Below are 21,107 nucleotides of genomic sequence, written 5' to 3'. Positions count from 1 at the left end.
GGCTTTGCCTGATTCCGCACGACGAGTGGGGACAATTTTCCCTTATGCTCTTCTATCTGTTTTTGCATGGAACTGCAATTTTATTTTCCTGTTAGTGGAATAAAAATACCACGCTCCTATTTTTCAGGAACGTGGTTTTGTTTTTTATTTTCGATTTTGAATTGCAGTCTCGACCAACTTTAAACACTGTCTACACAGATCAAGTGCTTGGCGAAGCTCGTCATTTCTTTTTTCAAAAAGTTCATAAACCTGCCTAATCTCATGTTCAATTCGATAGGCTGCCACATAACCATCTGCAAATAATTCTAGAGCTTTGTCTATATCATGGTTCACCATGCTTTTAATTTGGTCTACAGTAAACATATCAAATTCTTTATACTTGTAATTCATTTTACTTTCGAATCCTTTCGTTGTTTCATTTTAGTTATTCTGCTACGGACAACTTCTTCGGTATGGGTTAGAAACTCAGTCTTATACATATCCGTTGTCGGAATGTGTCGTACATTTTGCAGTTGCATATATCCCTGCAATAATTCAATTAATATTTGTGTGTTCCTGTCCGTGTTGTTTGTCCCTAATCGAATCCGGTTCAACTCATTTGACATTCGCTCATTCACGATCTCGGCAACTGTATGGGAGATATATTGTAGATTCCAATGGTTCTTTTTCAGTTCCTTGTGTTCCTCCAAAATGGAATCTAATGCTTCGCCGATGTTGCTGTAATCATTGGTGATCTGGTAGTCTTCCAGATACTCGTAGTTGACGTTTCTCACTCTTGCACGAAATTGATGTTTGTTATTCATATTGTCCCGTCCTTTCAAAAAGAATCAAAAGAATTACTAGAAAAAAGGGAGGCGTCATGTTTTCGATTTCAACTTCTGCATACTAACCGTACTAGGAATCTGATACGAGCTTGGTCTGCGCTTGATTGTAGGAACAGACACCTGTTGCTGTGTTTCTTGCCCTGAGACAGTTCCATGAGATATTTGGGTCGAATGAACGTTTACTTGGTCAGTATGCTGTACATTCTGTTGATTCGTCACTGTGTGAGTACTGGCTGAATTATCTTGAACAACACTACCGCTGCTAGACTGTACTGTGCGTGTTGCTGTTGTAGTAGATTGGTCAATTTCATTCGTCACATCAATGTCTGTCTGAACACTTGATCGATGAGCAGCTTGTATCTTTTGCGAACTATGCGTGCCTTGTGCGTTGATTGATCGGGCGTTACCTTCTGGGCTTGGTTTAGGTGGATTTGTTGCACCAACTGTTGAAGCCCTATTAGATAACGTTCCAGGGTCTTGTCCTTGTTCCGACACACTGTCTGCTATAGACTCCCTTTGGGAATGATGAATACCCGCTTGATCTCCGTCGCCAATGCGTGTTCTGCTTTGTGCAGACACCCCTTTATCTGCATCATTAGGCGAAGGTGCTCTCCGTTGTTTTCTCTGTCCTGATGTCTGTTCATTTTCTAGTTGAGAAGAGACGCTTTTTGACGCAGCACTTTCGGATGTTCCTGCCGATTCATCAAGTCGATTATCATTATTGCTAGAGGAAACATTCTTGCTGTAGTCATTTACACCTGTTGAATTACTCATGCCTGTTTGAATTCCATCTTTCGTTGATGCGTTAGGCGAAGGCGCTTTCGAGTTATTTATTCCTTTGCTATTGCGATTCCCGAACTTAGCCAGTGAATCTTTTGTATTGCTAAGTTTGCCGCCCGTCATAAGATCAGCACCTTGTGCAGCAAGCTTTCCAGTGCCAGAAACTAATTTGCTTCCTGCATACGCTCCGGCGAGTATACCCCATCCATTTTTCAATCCAGCATCAATGCCGAATAGTCTTTCAACAATATTCGGCCCATCAATAACTGCTAAAGAAAAGGCGATTAACGCAATGAGATAGGGGAAGGTATCTAACGTTTCTTCCAAATAAGCTGTACCAATCATATACACCTTCATTGATAGAAAAATAAGAATTGCGGCAAAGAAGGTGTTTAATATCGCCTGGATGACTTTCTTTGTTTTCTGTCCATCGTGAATGTCGGCAGGTGCGACAATCAGCGCTAAAATATAGTTGAACGTTAGTTCAAAGAACAACTTAGCCAGCTTGAGAGAGATGGAAAATAGGGTAAAGGCAATGACCCCTAACGTCACAAAGATGGTGAACCAGTTGATGGAGTAACGGAAATAATACTCGTTGTTCCATTCTAATCCCGACTGATCAAGCTTTTCGGCACGGTATTCACCGGTATTGTTAAACGAAAGCGTGTATTTGGAAATCTCTTTTCCTTCACTTGAAATATCTTCGGTATCTTTCCCGTACTTTTCCCGAACGTTAATATTGGCAATTTTACTGGGTGGCGTGCTGTTCGGCACATTTAGTTCAGTCGAAGACCAATTATTTTTGTCGATTTCAGTGAGATCTACGACGTTCCGGTGTATGATCGAACCACTTAATGAGGATTCATCAGTCGGATAAAGTGAATCCACCTTTACAGCGTCGATTGCAGCGTCCGTAAACTCGTCTGCCTTTTCCATTCCAGCATTTAGAGCAAGAATGACCATTAGGGCGATAAAAAGGTTGATCGCTATTCCTTCACGATTGAACTTCTTTTGGAAAATCAAAAGATACCCTGTATAAAGCAAAGAAAAGGCGAGCAAGATGTATAGAAATGGTTTGATTGAATCTACAAACGCTACAATTTCAGGGTTATTATAAAAGCTTTTGACCAACAGAATGTCATCTGTCACGTTCTCCAACATATCGACAATCCAAGCAAGCCCTTTTACGAATACCCATCCAAGCCAACGCAAGATGTCTGTGAAAATATTGGAGATGCTTAGGTAATCTTGGAATTCCTCAAGCTTTCGAGCGATTTCCTCATTACTCATTGGTCGCACCTCCAGTCATGGAATCAATAAAGTATCGTAATTCCTCTTGCTGGCGCAGTCCTTCATGAGTTTCTAATTCGTATTCTCCGTAGACTTTCCCACCTTTCAGATAGTAAATGGCATTCACATGTTGCATTTCAAAACGGAAAGGATTTTTACTTAAACCGTCTGGATTCTCGTTTTTACCATCATTGCGGAAGACATTGAATTGCAAAGCATTTTCCTTTTTTTCTAGTAATGCTTTTTTGGTTTCATCTAAGAATGGAGCATCGGTTTCATTCGTAATGACAACGAAACCGTCTTTTTGGTCATCTAACATCTGCTGTATATCGTCAGTAGTGGCTGTCTTTAGTCCGTCGCTCTGGTTACACCCTGTTGCAAACAGTGTTATACTAAAAGCAATAAAAGTTGCTCTTACAAGCTTCATGCAATAGCCCTCCTAAAACTATTTAGTAAGTTGGCACAATTCCTTTTGAAAAACTGTGGTCACACACATGGTCATTTTTTTGGTCATCAGAGATTGATTCATCATTTAGGATTGTTTATCGATTTTCTGTGAAATGTTGATATACCGGTGTTTCTTTGTAGTTGTTTTAGAGGATTTTGGTGGCTAGCTTATGGGCGGCATGATGTAGTCGTCTCTCGAACCCCCTGAACCATAAGGGTTTGTGCAATAAAAACAATTTTATGTAAAAAACATCCTTCACTCGTTAAATGGAGTGAAGGATGTTTTTCTTTGTCAGATTTGCCAACACCCCTGGGGATAATGCAAGGCTTGTCATATATAAGGGTTTACAGCATCCTTGTTTATTCTGGCACCATATGAATAAAAATAGTTATTGTTGCTTTGAAATAATGTTTGATAATTGATTTTAAAGAATGATCCTTTTGAATAAAGTTCGATAATTTTTAAAAAAGTTTTATACAGTAATCATTCAACAATCGGTCCATTTAATTTGAAAAGTAATAAAAAAATAAAACAGGGATAAAAAGCTTTTTTTCATCCCATTACATAAAGACTCGTGTCTATTTATCTAAAATATCCCATAAATTAGTGCTTAGATATTTAGTTCCTGAGTCTGGAATATGAATTAAAACATTTTTCCCTTTCAAGTCCCCTTTTAATAGTTTCAATGCGGCCGCAGCATTTGCCCCACTGGAATCCCCCGCAAAGATACACTCTTTTAACGCTAATAATCGAGTGGCTTCGGTGACTTCACAATCACTGACCGTAATAAATCCATTTATCAGTTCTTTATTCTCTTCAATAAACTTTAATGGAATATTATATCCACCACCTTGAATGATATGTTTCCCATCTGTCTTTTGGATTGAACTATAAAATGGTGCGTTTACCGGCTCAACACCATAGCATTTGATGTGGGGAAAAGCTTTTTGTAGTGATTTTGACACGCCGATAAAAGTCCCTCCTGTACCTATGAAATCAACAAAAGCGTCAATTTTTATATCGCCTAGCTGTTCAATAATTTCGGGACCGAGCCGTTTCTCACCTGTTTCAACACTGCTTGGATTGGTAAATTGGTCAATTCTAAAAGCATTATATTTTTTTGTCAGCTTTTGCGTTTTTTCTTCAACAAGATCTAAGTCTTTGCTTGTTACTTTACCAGGTTCAGAATCTGGATGTTGGTCCACTAAAACAACTTCAGCACCGAAAGCTTTCATCATTTGTGCACGTTCAATTGAATTCCCCCTAGACATGACAGCTATAAAGGGATATCCTTTTAAGTTGCAAACAATCGCAAGTCCTGTCCCCATACTGCCACTTGTCAATTCAATGACAGGTTGCTTTTTTTTAAGCAAGCCTTTTTCTTCTGCACTCTCAATTATTTCAAGAGCCATCCGATCTTTTTTACTAAGTCCGGGTGCAAAATACTCCAATTTGGCAAAAATATTGCCTTCTACATTTTCTGTATACCGACTCAGCTTGATTAATGGAGTTAAACCTATCGTTTCAAGTATATTTGCAGCTATATATGACATAAGTACCTCTCCTTGATATAATATATTGTCTAAATTATACTATAGCGTATGCGTTATGATGAATATAATTTCAATATAACGTACAAATATTTTTAGAATTAGGTGGAATGGCAAAATGGACCAAATTAATAAAATAATTGGAAAAAATTTAAAGAGGTTTCGAATCGAGAAGGGATATACATTGGATCAAGTAGCAGAATTAACCAATGTGAGTAAAAGTATGATTGGTCAGATTGAAAGGGGGGAATCTACACCGACAGTGACAACACTGTGGAAAATTTCAAATGGTTTAAAAATATCTTTCTCATCATTGATGGAAGACGAAAGTGAGGAATCATTTGTTATCAAAAAAGAAGATGTGGATTCATTAAGTGCCGACGAAGGCTATAAGGTCTATACTTATATACCGTTTAATATAAACAGAAAATTTGAAGCCTTTATGATTGAACTAAAACCGCAAATTAAACATGAATCTCCAGCACATACCGAAGCACTTTTTGAATATGTTTTTGTTCTTTCAGGCGAGATTGAAATCACTGCAAAGCAAATTGCTACCATTATTAAAAAAGATGAAATGCTAAGATTTAAAGCAAATACATCGCATTCCTATTTTAATCTTTCTTCAAATCAAGACGCAAAAGCTATTGTGGTTATTGTTTATCCATAATATTTTTGTGTTGTGTGATTCTAGCTCATACATTGCCAGTGACAATGACTCTATCTCGAACAAACAGAGAAAGACCACAGTATTAGTAATGATGGAGCTGTCTCGGTGGATTCGATCAATGACGAGGAAGCAACGATTACATGATATGGTGACGAACAGGCTTCGGAACTGATTCAATTCAAATGGGAACAAGATGAAGAAAAAAATCCCTTTCATGTCATCCATAAGGAACTCGGTTATCGTAAAGCTTGCCATCGTGAAAATGGCATTGAGTTACAGAGAAAAAAATTCATCCTCAACATATACATATCTTCTCACTTCAGACAGCATCCCTTTTCTGCTCTATTATTTTTAGCACCTCTAAGTGTTTAAACTGTGCCTGATAATGGGGGTGCAGTTCTTTATTCGTTAAAAAACAGGAATAGACTGCTATTCGCTATGCGTGCCTTTTGGTACGCTTTTTTTTATATTTCGGGCTTGCTGTATAGTTTTTGCTTATATTTTTCTTCGAAATCTGAGCATTCGCATTTGGTAATGTTATTTCGAAATTAGACATGTCACATTTTAGGACAGAAAGCGACATTTTTTCGGAGGTGCAGATTATAAGGAATTGATTGCACAAGGGGTACAGGACCAAAATTAAACATTTAAGGAGGTACGAAATTCTTGAGCAAAAGAAATTTTGATTACAAAAAAGCTATTAATCGAAAGAAAAAGTTGAAAAAAGTAGCAACAATTGCTGCGACATCACTGATCTTAACCATACCAGTAAACACATTTGCAAATTCCTTAAGTTTACCTGGTTTAAACACTAATGCTGTCTATGCTCAAAACTTGGCAAATGTAAATATTTTAACAGATGTTAAACTTTCAGGAGCCGTTAATGTAGTTTCAGGTCAGCCATCGGAGCTATCATTAACAATGACCTCTGGCGGACTAGCTGATACAGAAATTATTAATCCGAACATTGTGATGCAATTTTACGCACCCGAGCTTGCAGGGAACTTGATAGAAGGGGGCACGGCAGATGTAACGGTTGATATTTTACCGATTACAAAAGAAAATCTGCCTGGACTTTATTCTGCTGTCGGTGGATTAACTACGACAGTTACAGACTTAACAAATGAAATCGGTATACTTGTAAATGAATTATTAAATATCGCACCTGGAATTCTGCAGGTAAACGGTTTGGATGATGTTCTTGCAGCACTTGATGCACTCAATAATCTAGAAAGTTCATTAGATTCATTGACATCATATAAAGAAGCAGATATTCCAGTGACGATTAATGCTGATGGAACAATTACGGTTGAATATGATGATGGCTTAGGTAAACATTTACAGGAAACAATTGATTCAATTGTAGTAGAGTTGTTAAATGACTTATCAGAAGCATTAGGTAATTTGGAAATAAAAATATTAGCGGGCGGACTCAATACAGATAATATATTAGATCTTGCCAGAAACTTAGATAATTTACCTCTTTTAGGCGATGCATTAGCACCTTTATTAGGTGATGGACCTTTAGGTAAATTAATTGATGCTTTAGGCAGTTTATTAGGCCCCATTTTAGATCCCATATTAAAACCTTTACTTGGTCCTGCAGTTGAAGGAGTTGCAGGAGTACTCGAAAACCTAGTAAATGAATTATTAACGACTGTAGGTAGTTTAACTGGAGAAATAACGAATGTAGCAGACCAAGTTACAGATTTAACACTTGATTTAGTAAATGATGTAGCTGCATTAAAATTAATTGCGGGTACGACGGTAAATGTAAACGGTGTAAAAGTTGATGAAAAAGTTTGTGGAAATGTTGACATAAAAGGTCTCGCAGTTCAAGATGCAATCATTGACCTAGACCTATTTGCTAATCACGGAACAGGAACTACATTAGATTTTGGTGAATGTCTAGATGACGGTGACGCTGACGCCGATGCTGACGCCGATGCTGACGCCGATGCCGACGCCGATGCTGATGCTGATGCCGACGCCGATGCCGACGCTGACGCTGATGCCGACGCCGATGCTGACGCTGATGCTGATGCCGATGCTGACGCCGATGCCGACGCCGATGCTGATGCTGATGCCGACGCTGACGCTGATGCTGACGCTGACGCTGATGCTGACGCTGATGCCGATGCTGACGCCGATGCTGACGCCGATGCTGACGCTGATGCCGACGCCGATGCCGATGCCGACGCTGACGCTGACGCTGATGCCGATGCTGACGCCGATGCTGACGCCGATGCTGACGCCGATGCTGACGCTGATGCCGATGCTGATGCTGATGCTGATGCTGATGCTGATGCCGATGCCGACGCTGATGCTGATGCTGACGCTGACGCTGATGCTGATGCCGACGCCGACGCTGATGCCGATGCTGACGCTGATGCCGATGCCGACGCTGACGCTGATGCCGATGCTGACGCCGATGCCGATGCTGACGCTGATGCTGATGCCGATGCTGATGCTGATGCTGACGCCGATGCCGACGCTGACGCCGATGCTGACGCTGATGCCGACGCCGATGCTGACGCTGATGCTGACGCCGATGCCGACGCTGATGCTGACGCTGATGCCGACGCTGATGCTGATGCCGACGCTGACGCGACGCTGATGCTGACGCTGATGCTGATGCTGACGCCGATGCTGATGCCGATGCTGATGCTGATGCTGATGCTGATGCTGATGCTGATGCTGATGCTGATGCTGATGCTGATGCTGATGCTGATGCTGATGCTGATGCTGATGCTGATGCTGATGCTGATGCTGATGCTGATGCTGATGCTGATGCTGATGCCGATGCTGATGCTGACGCCGATGCTGATGCTGATGCTGACTGACGCTGATGCTGACGCCGATGCTGACGCCGATGCCGACGCTGATGCTGACGCTGATGCCGATGCCGATGCCGACGCTGATGCTGACGCCGATGCCGATGCCGACGCTGACGCCGATGCTGACGCTGATGCCGATGCTGATGCCGACGCCGATGCTGACGCCGATGCTGACGCGATGCCGATGCTGACGCCGATGCTGACGCCGATGCTGACGCTGACGCTGATGCCGACGCTGATGCTGACGCCGATGCTGATGCTGATGCCGATGCCGACGCCGATAAAGATGAAACGCCAGGAAGTCAAACAGACAATGATACAAACGGCAAAGTCGGTAGCCATGACACTAAAGGAGACGGTGACAAACTACCGAATACTGCAACATCCATCTTTAGCACAGGACTAGCAGGGTTAATGGCATTGCTAGCTGGAATTGCTGGATTACTTACTGGAAGAAGAAAAAAAGGTAAAACAGCAAATTAAAATAAGATAGCACCTTTTCAATATAATCAGCCTATGTTTCATTAGAAATATAGGCTGATTATTTATCAATAAAGTTAACTTTGAACAAGTCAAACTTGGGTGCTATGAAACCATTTGAACGGCCCTTTTAAAAGGTGAGTGGCAATTGGTTCGAAAAAACGTCAATTGGAAATAAACCAATAGTAATAGGTGGACTGCTTAATGAAAAAAAATATACACCATCAACAAAAGCCAGACTTAGAAAAGTTGAATCAGGAAATTGAGGAAGAGTTATTACACTACTTAGAGAGTGGAAAACCACCTCAAGAGGAACAGGAAGTCTATCATTCTTCAATTCAAACGATATTCCAATTTGTGATGACAACCGCTCTTGTATTAGTTGTTGTGATTAATATTGCCCTTATTATTTATAAATTGTTCAATTGACCCTTGTCATTTTAATGGGTATGTAGGGCATATGTAAAACTCGCTTTTTAATACATAATCATTTTGAAAGCGTTCGGAAGGATGGCATTAAAAAAGATCTAAAAAGTACTTCAAAACAATTACATGCCACTATTGATCAAGTTTGAAAAAACATGAGATCAAATGATAATGATACACGTTTGTTACGGCGAGATTTAGTTTGTCTACAGAGCGATATTTTTTACCATAATCATTTCTTGTCTCATGATATTTCGTTGATTGGTGAATTGTCCAAACAAGCCTTTTTTAAACATACTTATTAATGAATTTTAAAATTTGAACCCTAAAAGATTTAAAAATTTTGAGGAACAAAAAAAGGAGTATCTTCCCAAATGTCGAAATAAGTAAGAACGACACTAATTCTAAGGCAGAAGGAAGTTCTTATGAAAAGTGATAACCTGCAAGATTTATATGATTTAGAACCTGCCCAACATTTGGATGTAATTCACCAATGATAAATAACGCTTTCTGCTACTTCTACCTTAGACATGGTCTGCTTTTCAATGGACGCTAACAACCTTTAGTCATAATACGGTTTTCACCAATACATATAAGACGTTCCCAAAAGAGGTAGAACCACATTCAAGACACTTATAACGTTTGCGGTATACTTGTAAGCCTACTCGCGCTTTAAAAAAATGGGCAAATGTAAAATAACTTGTTTTCTGCTCCCATGTTTGTAAAGCTTAGCTGGAAGACTGCAATGGGGTGGGTTGGAATTCGCTTCAACCTAATTAAAATGTCATTTTCATTTTCTTGAATATCTTCTGGTAGTTTAAATTCAGATAGACCAATATAGAATCTTTACATTTTATCCTCTTGGTAACAACCATTTTTAAGATTTTAATTTTGCTAGAGGAAATAAGTATAAAATGAAAAGAACGCCCAATGCTGAATACGCTATTTTTAGTCCAAATCCATCTGTAAGTGTACCCGCGACCACCGGCCCGGCCATCATGCCAAATGAATAGGCTGTATTGTAAACCGCATAAGTTAGGCCTTGAGAAGTAGCACCTGCTTCTTGAGAAATATCTGCTAACTTAGGGAGTGCAGGAGTTAGAATCATTCCAAGGGTGATTCCTAACAGTACAAGTGTACCAACTTGCAACCAAATAAGAGTTGGTAAAGCGTTTAGTGGTAGTACAATTGCTGCCATTACAATACCAATCCTTATTGTCTTAACATGACCAATCTTAGTAGAAATAGACCCAATAAGAGGGGAAGTTAATCCATAACCAAGAGTTACTACAGCAAACAAAATTCCTATTGCCCCCGGGGAGATTTTTAAGCTTTCATTGAAGTGAATTGGCAATGTTGGTTCAATACTTGCAAAAACAGTTGCACCAATTACTGCAACCCCAGCAATTATGAAAACATTTCTGTTTTGTAAGATTTTAAAAGGTGATGTAAAACTCTCTGCCTTCGTTTCAGGGATTTTCCGAAGCAATATTAAACTTAGAATCGCGATAATAAGTGCAATCCCTGTAGCAATGAAAAAAGGAAAGTGGTATCCACCAAATTCATAAAGCCAACCTCCAATTGGAGGGCCCAATAGTACTCCTCCTGCTTGACCAGACATGGCCAATCCCAGCGCTTTTCCTCTTTCTTCTTTTTGAAACACTTCTGCTAATAATGCTAATCCAGCTGTCCAGGGTATTGCCGCAGCAAATCCCTGTAGTAAACGTGCCAAAACCAGAACCCAGAAACTTGTAGCAAAAGCATATATTAAAGTTGTTACCGCTAATGCCATAAGGCCTAATACCAAAAGTTTTTTTCTCCCCATTTTATCCGCTAAAGCTCCAAAAAATGGGGTAGCAACAAACAAGGAAAGGGCATAACTGGAAAATAATAAACCTATTTCTGATTGTGAGGCTCCTAATGATTCAGCATGAACTGGTAAGAAAGGGACTACTAATCCATACATAAGCATATCTGCAAAAATTGCTAGAATCACTACAATTAAAACAGAATATTGAATGTTTCCTTTCATTTTATTTCCCTTCCTTAATAAACTTAATGATTTCTTCAATGGTTTTAAGTTGTAATTCGCATTGCTCATACATATTATTAAAAATAAAATTTATATTAGCAGGTAATTGCCCTAAAACTTTCTGTTTTGCCTCGTAACCAGATTTCATATTTTTATAAACGCTTGTAATCTCTTGTTTTTGTTTCTCTAAGCTACTTAATACTTGTTCATCATGTAAGTTTTCCATAAATGTCAATGCTGTATAAAGAGGCGCTGGGAATACTACAGATGAATCAGTAAAAGAATCTATAAGTAGCTGGTTAAGTTCATACTCTCCATCTTCTGTTATTTTAAATATTGACTTGGTTCTTAACCCAGTCTTTTCAACTTTTTCCAAGATGACTTTTCCTTCTTCTTGCATTTTCTTTAAAGCGTGATAAATAGATGCTGGTTTTACGTAAGCCCACATATCTGTTTGTGATGATTCCATCATTTGTTGAATTTCATATCCCGACATCGGGCCATTTGCTTTTAGAAGTCCAAGAACTATAGTGCGTGTCATATATTAACCCCTCCATCATCATACTAAACGTTAAATACTAAACGTTTAGTATTGGAATAAAGATATTGTAACAAAAAAAAGAAAAATATAATAGCCAAAATTACTATCCCACTAAATACTCCCATTTTAATTAGTTTTTGCTATGTCTTTTTTTTTGAGTAATTTTTACACTAAATGTTTCGAAGATTACATGTAGCAAACCAGGTAAGAGTATAAAGTCGGGTGATAAAGTGATTATGGAGATGGCTTTACCAGATTCACTGTCATTTATTAGGAGAGCTAAAAAAGCATGGCCAAATATATGTATAAGAAAAAAATAAGGAAAAATGAATAATGGACCTCAGTGTTGAAAGAATTTTTAAAGCCACCTTTTTTGGCAGTGATGAAGAGGAGGTTATGTCACATGGAAATATTATATATTTGTATGTTACTAAACAAACGCTTGCGATTTTTTTCTGCTATTTTTAAATAAAATGTGACAAAATTAACCAAATAGCTTTTTGTGTGGCTATTTATAAGATATGATAAAAGAGAAATGAATACTGAGGAGGTAGGTTGTAAGGATGTTTAAAAAAATCGCAAGTGATGCTTTGGGATTAAGTGACATTGGAAAAATTATCTCTCCGCAAGATTTTGACAAGACAGAGTCTGATGATTATGTACTATATGAAGAGGGAGAAAAGATCCACTTTTTAATCAAATCGAAATCTGATGAATACTGCTTTACGAATCGTGCACTAATTCATCTTGATGGTGAAAAAGCGACAAGTAGCAAGCGTAATATTTATCGGTACGATTATTATAAACATCCGATAAAAAATGTCACAATAGAGACTGCTGGAACAATTGATTTAGATTTGGAAATAAAGTTTACGATTGGGGAGCAATCTATTTCTGTTGATATTAACAAAAAAGAAGGAAAAGCGATTGCAGATTTGTATAAATCATTGGTAGCTATTTCACAAATCCAAGATACAAATAAGCGAATGAAGAAATTTGCAAAAGATAGTTTGCAAGTATCGAAGTCCCTCTTTGAGAATAATCGTTTCCATGAAGGGCTTATCTCAAAAGAATTTGAACAAGCGGCAACATTTGCCTTTGATTGGTATAAAACGACGTATGAAGAAAACACACAAAAAGACTTTGGGGACGTTTTTGAAAAATATATTCAAAATTAATGATACATTGTTTTATCTAGTCCGTGTTTGGCGAACTTTTTGATGAAGCATAATATGCTGTTGCGGTGTCCGATATGATGATGGCTTTTCAAACTATGCTTTGAATACATAAAAAGTTCACATCAAAATGTTCACAAAATACCACAACTACCTAGAGCTGGATTGTTTATATATCGGCGCGGATAGGTAGTGGATTTTAGATGAAAGAGTGATTCTTTTGTGGGTCACTCTTTTAATATGTACCCTTCAGCTTCATGGTTTTTCAATAGCTTTATCATTAAACTATATCAAAAATTGTGTATATTCAAAAAAAGAGAGGGGTTCATGATAATCGTCGGCTCTTTATATTCAGGTAACAAGAATAAGGTGCGAAAAGTCATTCAATGAGCTTTTCCGCATATAAAATCGGAGGAATTGCATTGTTTAGTTATTATGGTGAACTCAGTACAGAGCTTTATAATGTTACAAAGCCTATTGGCTATTCAGTAGATGGTGATATTGAATATTACCTTGAAAGATTAACAGGTACGAATGGGAAGATACTGGAAGCAGCAGTGGGTTCAGGGCGGTTTTTAATACCTTTGCTGGAGAAAGGATATACTGTTGACGGCATTGACTATTCGCCTGCCATGTTAGATTCTTGCAGGAAGCGCTGTACAGAAAGAGGGTTACATCCGAATCTGTATGAAGGGAACTTACGCAGTTTTCAATTGCCTTCAAAATACGAAGCGATTGTCATACCTACGGGTTCATTTTGTTTGATTGAGAAATTAGAGGATGCCAAAAATGCCCTTACATGTTTTTATAACCATCTTATACCTGGAGGGCGTGTCATCATTGACCTGCTCTTTCCTGTTCAGTGGCGTACAGGAGAAACATCCACTTCCACTTTTCCTTTTTCCGATGAAGAAGGTATTTTATTAGAAAGCAAATCGATTGAAATAAATTGGGTAGATCAATATACTTTAACGCACTTAAAATATGAAAAATGGAAAAAAGGCAAGTTAGTGGACACTGAATTACAAAGATTTGCCATCCGGTGGTATGGAATAGAGGAGTTCAAACTGATTTTGAAAAATGTTGGTTTCTCTGAAATCACTTGCTCCGCTGATTATGATTACATGAAGGAGCCAACGAAAGAAACGCAATTGATTACATTTGAAGCTGTACGTAAATAGTTGAGAACATCAAGTTGTTTTGGAAAGCAAAAAAACCTTTGGATTTTTGAGTCGAGCAGTACAAAATTCAAGGGTTTTTTACCGTTGGTGGACACTGATCATGAGTTCTTTTTTTGAATGGACTGATATGGCTTAGCTCAAAATCAGTTTAAACCTTTCATTTTACGATAAGTGGCATGTCGGCTCAGACTAAGGTTTCCATTGTTCGGCATGGCCAGACTTGGGCACTCCACATCGTTGACAAGAGGCTGCGTTAAAGCCCTATAAACAACATGAAGGCAAATGTAAAAACCTTTCATTTCACACGGTTTTCATGTTTTTTGCGAATATTCGTTAGTTTTCAGCTTATGTCCCAGCGTTTTTTGGAAACGGATTTATTTGTAACGTTTTTTGCAAAATGGGAACTTACGTTCTATAATGTGTATGAAGTAAATGTGGAGGGAAAATGTATGAGACCTAGTCTAACGAAAAATACAAGCGTGGAAAATTTTAAAGATTTCTATTGGTTAAAGGACGAATTACAATCTTTTTGTAGGGAAAATGGAATAAGTGCCTCTGGTTCTAAGATAGAAATTTCCGATAGGATTGAAACATTTCTTCGGACAGGGGAGATAAAAAAAACTGCGAGAAAATCAAAAACGAATAAGAAGGTGCAACCACAAGCAGATCTTAGTCTTGATACAGTCATTATGGAAAACCATCGCTGCAGCCAGCATGTAAGAGCATTTTTTAAATCGGTAATCCCCAACTTTCATTTTTCCACTTATATCCAAAACTATTTTAAGAACAATGTCGGAAAAACATATCGTGATGTAGTAGACGCTTGGTATGAGGAAGGGGAACGAAAGAAAGACCCTTCGTACAAGAAAAACATTGCACCTCAATTTGAATATAATCAATTTATACGCGACTTTTTTGCTGATCCGAAAAATAAAGGAAAAAGCCGTAAAGAAGCGATTGCAGCCTGGAATGTAATCAAGCAACTTCCCGGAAGCAATAAATATATGTCTAATCATTAGTTGAGCATTTTTCAGCATATTTTATTGATGTGATTTGACTTTTGCCAGGCAAAAAACAAGCATTTGGTTGACTCGTTCAGCAAATGCTATTTGTTTGTCCTAATACCGAGCAGTTAGTTGCTCGACCCTTGAAGTGTCAGAAGGTTCCGTCACTATCGATAAAACAAAGACGGCCTCATGCTCTTTTAATAAATATGCGGCTTTAAGCCGCGCCCATTCATTGAATATATTTTCATGGTAGTGTATAAGCCATATCATTGAGGGGCTTTTGGCGATGATTGTGTCTTGAACGATACTTGTGTTGCCGTCATGAACATATCCGAAACCTAATAAATCGGTTTCACGAATACTTGTTCATTTGGAAACAAATCTTGTTTCATAGATATGATTTGCTGAGTCCGCTTAATTCTTCAATATCCTCTTTCCGTATCCTTGAACGTCTCCTAAACGCTCATATATCCACTTTTATTTCGTTCCAATTTTAGATGAAACGTAAGCTAGCCTGACAAATGGTTCGGATAAAAGACGGCTGCTAAAATAGTGTTTGCCAGAAAGTTTCAGGGGTAAATGAAAAGCAAGAACAGAAGAGAAAACCTAGTTTAGAAAAATACAGAAATATAAATGTAACATTTGTAACCTAAATGAAATATTTGTGATAATATATAAACATGGGAAATGTAAAAAGGAGGAGACCGATGAAAAAGTTTTATGCTATTGTATTGATGTCTGTATTTTTGTTAGCTGCTAGTGCATTCCATTACTCGGGGACAAAAAGTGATGTAAAAGCTACTCAAGTAGCAGAAGAAATGGCAGTTAGGGACCTCCAAAAACCGGCGGAAAATACGAAACCAGAAGAAAAAGTACTTGATACAACAGCCATAACTGCAAAAATATCAACGGCTACAGAGGAAACGAATAAACAAGCAGAAAAAGTAGAACCTGAAGAAAAGGCAAAACCTGAAGAAAAGACAGTGGATGCCGTAAAAAAAGAAGAAACAACTCCAGCGGTTAAAGAAGAGACAAATAAACAAACAGCAAAAAATGAACATAACACCAATCCAGAACAAGTAAATGAAGGAAAAGATACATCTGCCGAAGATGAGATCATTATTGACGGTACTAAATATGTTCTGGTTATGGATGAGAATAAACATCCCAATTTAAGTGATATCATCATTGCCGTACGAAATCATGGTGCAAAACTATACGCTATTCCTGATAGTGATGTATTTATCATCATAAAGGATCAGAATCCTATTGCTTATATGAGTGCCGGAGTTTTAGAGGCTCTTCCGGACTATGCGGAATTGGTAAAAGATATGTTAACAAATAGATATGAGGGGTTTAAGGAGAATGTCGACCTAGCCATACAAACAGGGGAAACGGTGCAGGTGAATTGGGGATCAACAGGGTACCATATCGAGTTAAAAGATGGATGGTTAATCGTTAACTATTTTTAAAGATAAAAACCCTTGAATTATTTGAAAAAATTCAAGGGTTTTTACGTTTCGGCAGACGAATATGGTTGTAACAAGTCCGGTTTCTAAGGGTTATTTTTTTGCACATAACATCACTGTTCAGGCACACCATTCATTGCGCGCAACATTGTATGATCGACGAAGGCTCATCAGATAGACAATTTCCCTTGCTTGTGAAGGGATTCCCCTTTATCAGGGAGCAGGTTCTGGTGCCATACCACTTTATCGACTAATGTATTGCTAGCAAACAAGCTCATAGCCCCGTTAAAAATATGCCTGGCTTTCTTCATTTCCGGATCGGATTGGCTAAAAGCGTATCCTGCGGCAAAAGCTGTCATATAATCCTCCCAATTGTTGTAATGGCTCTGTAGACGCCTGGCTATTTCTATTTTGGTTTTCCAAGCTGTTTCGCTTGTTACATACCCATAAACAGGGCCGATTCGGCTTAAAAAAATGGCCCATCCTCCTCCAAACGCAGCAATGTCTCCCGAAGGCAGTTGCGGAAGGAATTTATCAACAACCGCCCTTCTGGCATAGTCGGGGTGGTTCGTTGATGTTTCCATATATCTTTTGCGTGAGGCATCCGTCAAAGCCGACAGATGAGCATGTATTTGTCTATATTCATCACGATAACCGTCATCCAGCAACCAGCGAATGGTGCTTTTGAATGATGCCGCATCGGTAATGTTCCAAGCGAGAAGAGCATTTTTCATAACCTGTTTTCGCAGCCAGCGTTCTGCCTTATGAAATTCATAGACATAATAGTAGTGGCCGAGAACACTGTCCGTACATATGGTAGAGAGGCAGCGGAAATATAACTCCAACTGCTTCCTTTTTTTGCGGCTGTATTGATGTAACATGAGTAACTCCTTTCTAAGTTGATAAAACTCGTCTAACCTTCCATATTTTCCAGGCATTCCACAGTAAAAGGATGAGCAACAGGTCTGTAGAATACGGATGTAGATCAAAAAGCAGCGAAACAATCAAGTAAAGACAAATATAAAACCAGGTTAATCTTAAAAACAGGAATGAGTGAAACAAGAAATCGTCTCGGAGCGGTTGCTTCCGTTCTGCAGGATCGAGGGTCTTGCCGTACGCATTCTCCGCAATACACCAGTGGATATATGATCGAAAATGGAGCTTGTTTATTGCTAATGTCTCCTTTATCAACTCTCGGCCATCTGCCGTATTACCCAGCGCTAAATGGCAACGACCAGCCAAGACCAGCACATTTTGGTCCTTGTTCCCTTCGTCTTTGTTCAGAAGATGCATGCAGTCGGCAAGGGCGGCCTCATACTCCTGCTGATCATAGTAAAGCAGGGCACGCTGCCAATATCCATCAGGATCATCGGGTTGAAGAGCGATGACGCGGGTGAAGCATTCCAACGCCTCATCGGGCTTCCTTATTTCCAGATAATATTTCCCTCTCATTAATTCCAGATCGGGGTCGTCCGTGAACAGCCCATGGGCTTCTTCCAGCAAATCGCCTGCTCTCTCTACTTCCCCATTCATCAGCATATATTGGGCTGATTCTCTCAGATCCAAATATTGTTCGATATCGAAGGCGATTTCTTGATTAACAAAACAATCATATCTGAGCTCCATCGTTCCTTCAATTTGCCTGATCATATACTCTACAAATTCTTCATCATAATGCTTCAGCAGCTCTTCTTTGTCCTCGCGAAAACCGAATGTGTTGTCCAGCACTTCCCAAACGATACGGGGAAGATGATGATCATCTTCAAGGAAGGAAATGAGCCCATCCCGCAGCTCCTGGCTGTATTCCATCTCCCATACAATATCTTCGTCCATAAGGGTTTGCCAAGACTCGGGGGTGATGCGGGCGTAAAAATCGTCATATAGTTCTTTCACCTGTTGAAGAAACGCGTATACCGGATGGCGTTCGGTTCTTGGCTCCTCCAGCGGCACAGGGAAAAAATCATTTGAGTTGAAAAAGTGTTGCTCCGAATCAAAAGATTCCTCACTATCTTCATATTGACTCTCATCCTCTTCATCCTGAAAAACAGGCAAGGAGGCAGCTTGGCTCTTAGCCTGTTTCATGGCGGCGTCGTAAGCCTCCCTAAGCCGCTGATACCCTTTAGGATCATCTTCAGGATGGTGAAGTTTCAGCTTTTTGGCATAAGCTTTTTTGATGGCCGATTCTTCAGAGGTCGGATCAATCTCCAAAATATCCCAGATGCTCACAAGAAATTCAACCGCCTTTCTACTTCTTCCAACCGTTCCTTAAACTGTTCGGCCGCCATTTTGATTTTTTGATCATCCTGCGTTTGTAGTACACTTTCAAATTGTTGTATGAACAGCGCGATGGCATCACGGACTTCGCCGAGCGTCTCCTCATACAGACGTTCTCCCTTGGCGATCAACAACCTGTTTTCGGTGCGGTCCCGCGGATGGATTTTAATATCCTTCAATTCCAACAGCCGCGCTTCGATCTGTTCCTTTGTCATACTCCCGGCATTTTGCTCAATGATCGTCCGCTTCTTCTCGCCCGTCGAGACACTAATCACCTCGACTTCAAGAATGCCATTTATATCATAGGTGTATCTTACATCAATCATTTGCTCACCGGCTGGGGCCGGAGGCACTTTAATGTTCAGCTCTCCAAGTTTGATATTATTTTCGACTCGCCGGCTTTCCCCTTGATAAACATCTACCGTTATCCTGGTTTGATCATCCCTTATCGTACAAAGCCGTTCTACCCTGCTGACGGGAATCGGTGTGTTCCGTTCAATGATCGGCAAGAAGTTTCCGTCGGAATATTGCCCGCTGCCTAATTCCCGAACGACGCTCGTGCCGAGCGTATACGGGCATACATCCGTTAAAATGATCTCTTCCAACGCTTGATTCCGTTGTTTTAAAGCGGTTTGGATGGCCGCACCCAAGGCGACCGTTTCATCAGGATTGATATTTGTGTACGGCATTCTCCCGAACATACGGCCAATGACATTTTTAATGAGCGGCATTCGGGTTGCTCCGCCGATCATAATGACTGCATCCAAGTCTGAAGGGGACAGGGAAGCATCCCGAAGCGCCCGTTCAATCGGCTGGCGCAGACGAAGAATGAGAGGCTGAGCCAGCTTCTCGAACTCTGAACGGCTTAGCTGACAGTCATAAACTTCACCGTTTAAGGTCATGCTCATGTCCACAGTTGCTTCCTGGCCAATGGATAGCTTGCACCTTTCGGCCTGCTTGTAAATAGCCGCTTTCGTCTTCGAGTCGAGCGCTTCACTTTCAAGTTTGTGCGTCTTCATGAAATGGGAAATCAACAGCTCTGTAAAATCTTCCCCACCGAGAAAGTTATCCCCCGCAATTGATTTTACATCCATAACGCCCTCGAACAGCTCCAAAATGGACACATCGAACGTTCCGCCCCCCAGGTCAAACACGAGAAATTTCGTTTCCGGTTTTTCCTGATGCAATCCGTAAGCAATGGCCGCGGCGGTCGGTTCGCTAATAAGTCTCTCTACCTTCAATCCGGCAATCTCTGCCGCGAGCTTTGTTGATTTCCGCTGCGCATCGTTGAAATAAGCCGGTACGCTGATAACCGCTTCCGTAACCTGTCTGCCAAGATAATTCTCTGCATCCTCTTTTAGTGTTTTCAGCACGAAAGAGGAAAGCTCCTCCGAAGAGAAGGAGTGTTCTCCAAGATCATACTTTTTTTCCGAGCCCATATATCGTTTAAAAGCGGATGCGGTCAGATGCGGGTGAGTCATGAGTCTCTCTTGGGCAATACGCCCGACCAAAATACTCCCATTTTCATCTACACTGACAATGGATGGAGTCATTCGCTCACCGAGTACATTAGGGATAATGACGGGTTTATCCTCCGTCCAATAGGTTACTAGACTATTGGTTGTCCCTAAATCAATTCCTATCGTTGTCAAAGAATATCCCTCTTTCTATCTGTGACTTTATTACATAAAATTCCACTTATTGGATCATCCTCTATTTCTATCCTATTTTAAAATGTTTTTTATCGCAATCAATGCCGCTGAAAAATTCCCGGCAGGCTGAAATTTTCTTGGACTTGAACAATTCAGTAAAGGTGTATTTGTTTCTTCTGAGGGAAAGTCGATGGAAATTTTGGTCATGAGCCAATGCATCGATCGACTTGAACATTCCTTTAACGAATTAAAATGACTCTTTATTTTGTGCAACGGATGATGAGGTTGCGATGCGTATGAAAAAGGATTTTTATCCCCTTAGCACCCAAAATAGTTTTGGGAAGTTTCTAGAATAGGAGACTTCAAAGTTTTTTATTCATTGTCTTGACGGGTATACATAATCCTTTCATTTGTCTTCAATGAAATGGGATATGTCAGACAAAAACATTTTATGTGTAAAATCCTTATTGT

Annotated in this window: 17 protein-coding genes; 7 read left to right on the top strand and 10 right to left on the bottom strand. The window is 39.7% G+C overall.

Going from position 1 to position 21,107, the window contains the following annotated elements:
* Positions 1-144: 144 nt before the first annotated feature.
* From MHB50_RS16305 to MHB50_RS16285, 5 genes are all read right to left on the bottom strand, one after another.
* The gene (locus MHB50_RS16305) at positions 145-390 is read right to left on the bottom strand and encodes a hypothetical protein (protein ID WP_340084224.1); all 246 of its coding nucleotides are present in this window, start codon (positions 388-390) and stop codon (positions 145-147) included.
* Entirely contained in the window at positions 387-803 is a 417-nt protein-coding gene (locus MHB50_RS16300) for a hypothetical protein (protein WP_340084223.1), read from the bottom strand. The genes MHB50_RS16305 and MHB50_RS16300 overlap by 4 nt, the downstream gene beginning before the upstream one ends.
* A 54-nt stretch (positions 804-857) precedes the next feature.
* On the bottom strand, positions 858-2,894 hold the full coding sequence (locus MHB50_RS16295) for a hypothetical protein (protein WP_340084222.1): 2,037 nt from the start codon (positions 2,892-2,894) through the stop codon (positions 858-860).
* Positions 2,887-3,321 (bottom strand): hypothetical protein, encoded by a 435-nt coding sequence (locus MHB50_RS16290; protein WP_340084221.1) that lies wholly within the window; start codon positions 3,319-3,321, stop codon positions 2,887-2,889. The genes MHB50_RS16295 and MHB50_RS16290 overlap by 8 nt, the downstream gene beginning before the upstream one ends.
* 599 nt (positions 3,322-3,920) lie before the next feature.
* Positions 3,921-4,895, bottom strand: coding sequence for a cysteine synthase family protein (locus tag MHB50_RS16285; RefSeq protein ID WP_205179396.1), 975 nt, complete (start codon positions 4,893-4,895; stop codon positions 3,921-3,923).
* A 115-nt stretch (positions 4,896-5,010) separates the two neighbouring features.
* On the opposite strand from MHB50_RS16285, the gene MHB50_RS16280 reads away from it, so the two are divergent.
* The 3 genes from MHB50_RS16280 (at position 5,011) to MHB50_RS16270 (ending at position 9,308) form a co-directional block, all read left to right on the top strand.
* Positions 5,011-5,562: an XRE family transcriptional regulator gene (locus MHB50_RS16280; RefSeq protein WP_077112776.1), complete on the top strand. Its 552-nt coding sequence runs from the start codon at positions 5,011-5,013 to the stop codon at positions 5,560-5,562.
* Positions 5,563-6,228: 666 nt separating this feature from the next.
* Positions 6,229-8,805, top strand: coding sequence for an adhesive domain-containing protein (locus MHB50_RS16275; protein WP_340084220.1), 2,577 nt, complete (start codon positions 6,229-6,231; stop codon positions 8,803-8,805).
* A gap of 278 nt (positions 8,806-9,083) precedes the next feature.
* Positions 9,084-9,308: a hypothetical protein gene (locus MHB50_RS16270; RefSeq protein ID WP_077112778.1), complete on the top strand. Its 225-nt coding sequence runs from the start codon at positions 9,084-9,086 to the stop codon at positions 9,306-9,308.
* 874 nt (positions 9,309-10,182) lie between these two features.
* Here the strand turns inward: MHB50_RS16270 and MHB50_RS16265 are convergent.
* Together MHB50_RS16265 and MHB50_RS16260 are read right to left on the bottom strand one after the other, a co-directional pair.
* On the bottom strand, positions 10,183-11,337 hold the full coding sequence (locus MHB50_RS16265) for an MFS transporter (RefSeq protein WP_339164769.1): 1,155 nt from the start codon (positions 11,335-11,337) through the stop codon (positions 10,183-10,185).
* Position 11,338: 1 nt separating this feature from the next.
* Entirely contained in the window at positions 11,339-11,878 is a 540-nt protein-coding gene (locus MHB50_RS16260) for a PadR family transcriptional regulator (RefSeq protein ID WP_339164768.1), read from the bottom strand.
* Positions 11,879-12,441: 563 nt separating this feature from the next.
* On the opposite strand from MHB50_RS16260, the gene MHB50_RS16255 reads away from it, so the two are divergent.
* The 4 genes from MHB50_RS16255 (at position 12,442) to MHB50_RS16240 (ending at position 16,713) form a co-directional block, all read left to right on the top strand.
* Positions 12,442-13,056 carry a PH domain-containing protein gene (locus MHB50_RS16255; protein ID WP_077112784.1) on the top strand — a complete coding sequence of 205 codons (615 nt, stop codon included), beginning with the start codon at positions 12,442-12,444 and terminating at the stop codon, positions 13,054-13,056.
* Positions 13,057-13,475: 419 nt separating this feature from the next.
* Positions 13,476-14,234, top strand: coding sequence for a class I SAM-dependent methyltransferase (locus tag MHB50_RS16250; protein ID WP_339164767.1), 759 nt, complete (start codon positions 13,476-13,478; stop codon positions 14,232-14,234).
* 449 nt (positions 14,235-14,683) lie between these two features.
* Positions 14,684-15,253: a DUF6434 domain-containing protein gene (locus MHB50_RS16245; protein WP_340084219.1), complete on the top strand. Its 570-nt coding sequence runs from the start codon at positions 14,684-14,686 to the stop codon at positions 15,251-15,253.
* A gap of 695 nt (positions 15,254-15,948) precedes the next feature.
* Positions 15,949-16,713 carry a hypothetical protein gene (locus MHB50_RS16240; RefSeq protein WP_339164765.1) on the top strand — a complete coding sequence of 255 codons (765 nt, stop codon included), beginning with the start codon at positions 15,949-15,951 and terminating at the stop codon, positions 16,711-16,713.
* Between the two features lie 167 nt (positions 16,714-16,880).
* On the opposite strand, the gene MHB50_RS16235 is transcribed toward MHB50_RS16240, so the two are convergent.
* From MHB50_RS16235 to MHB50_RS16225, 3 genes are read right to left on the bottom strand one after another with little or no spacing between them, the layout of a single operon-like run.
* Positions 16,881-17,591, bottom strand: coding sequence for a DUF1266 domain-containing protein (locus MHB50_RS16235; RefSeq protein WP_339164764.1), 711 nt, complete (start codon positions 17,589-17,591; stop codon positions 16,881-16,883).
* 13 nt (positions 17,592-17,604) lie between these two features.
* Entirely contained in the window at positions 17,605-18,936 is a 1,332-nt protein-coding gene (locus tag MHB50_RS16230; protein WP_340084218.1) for a tetratricopeptide repeat protein, read from the bottom strand.
* Entirely contained in the window at positions 18,933-20,636 is a 1,704-nt protein-coding gene (locus MHB50_RS16225; RefSeq protein WP_340084216.1) for a molecular chaperone HscC, read from the bottom strand. Before MHB50_RS16225 ends, MHB50_RS16230 begins: the two co-directional genes overlap by 4 nt.
* Positions 20,637-21,107 lie beyond the last annotated feature (471 nt).

Origin of the sequence: Siminovitchia sp. FSL H7-0308 (assembly GCF_037980985.1) — a bacterium.
Classification (GTDB): Bacteria; Bacillota; Bacilli; order Bacillales; family Bacillaceae_C; genus Siminovitchia; species Siminovitchia thermophila.
Note: the sequence above shows the minus strand (reverse complement) of the source record. Positions and strands in the feature narration are given on the sequence as shown.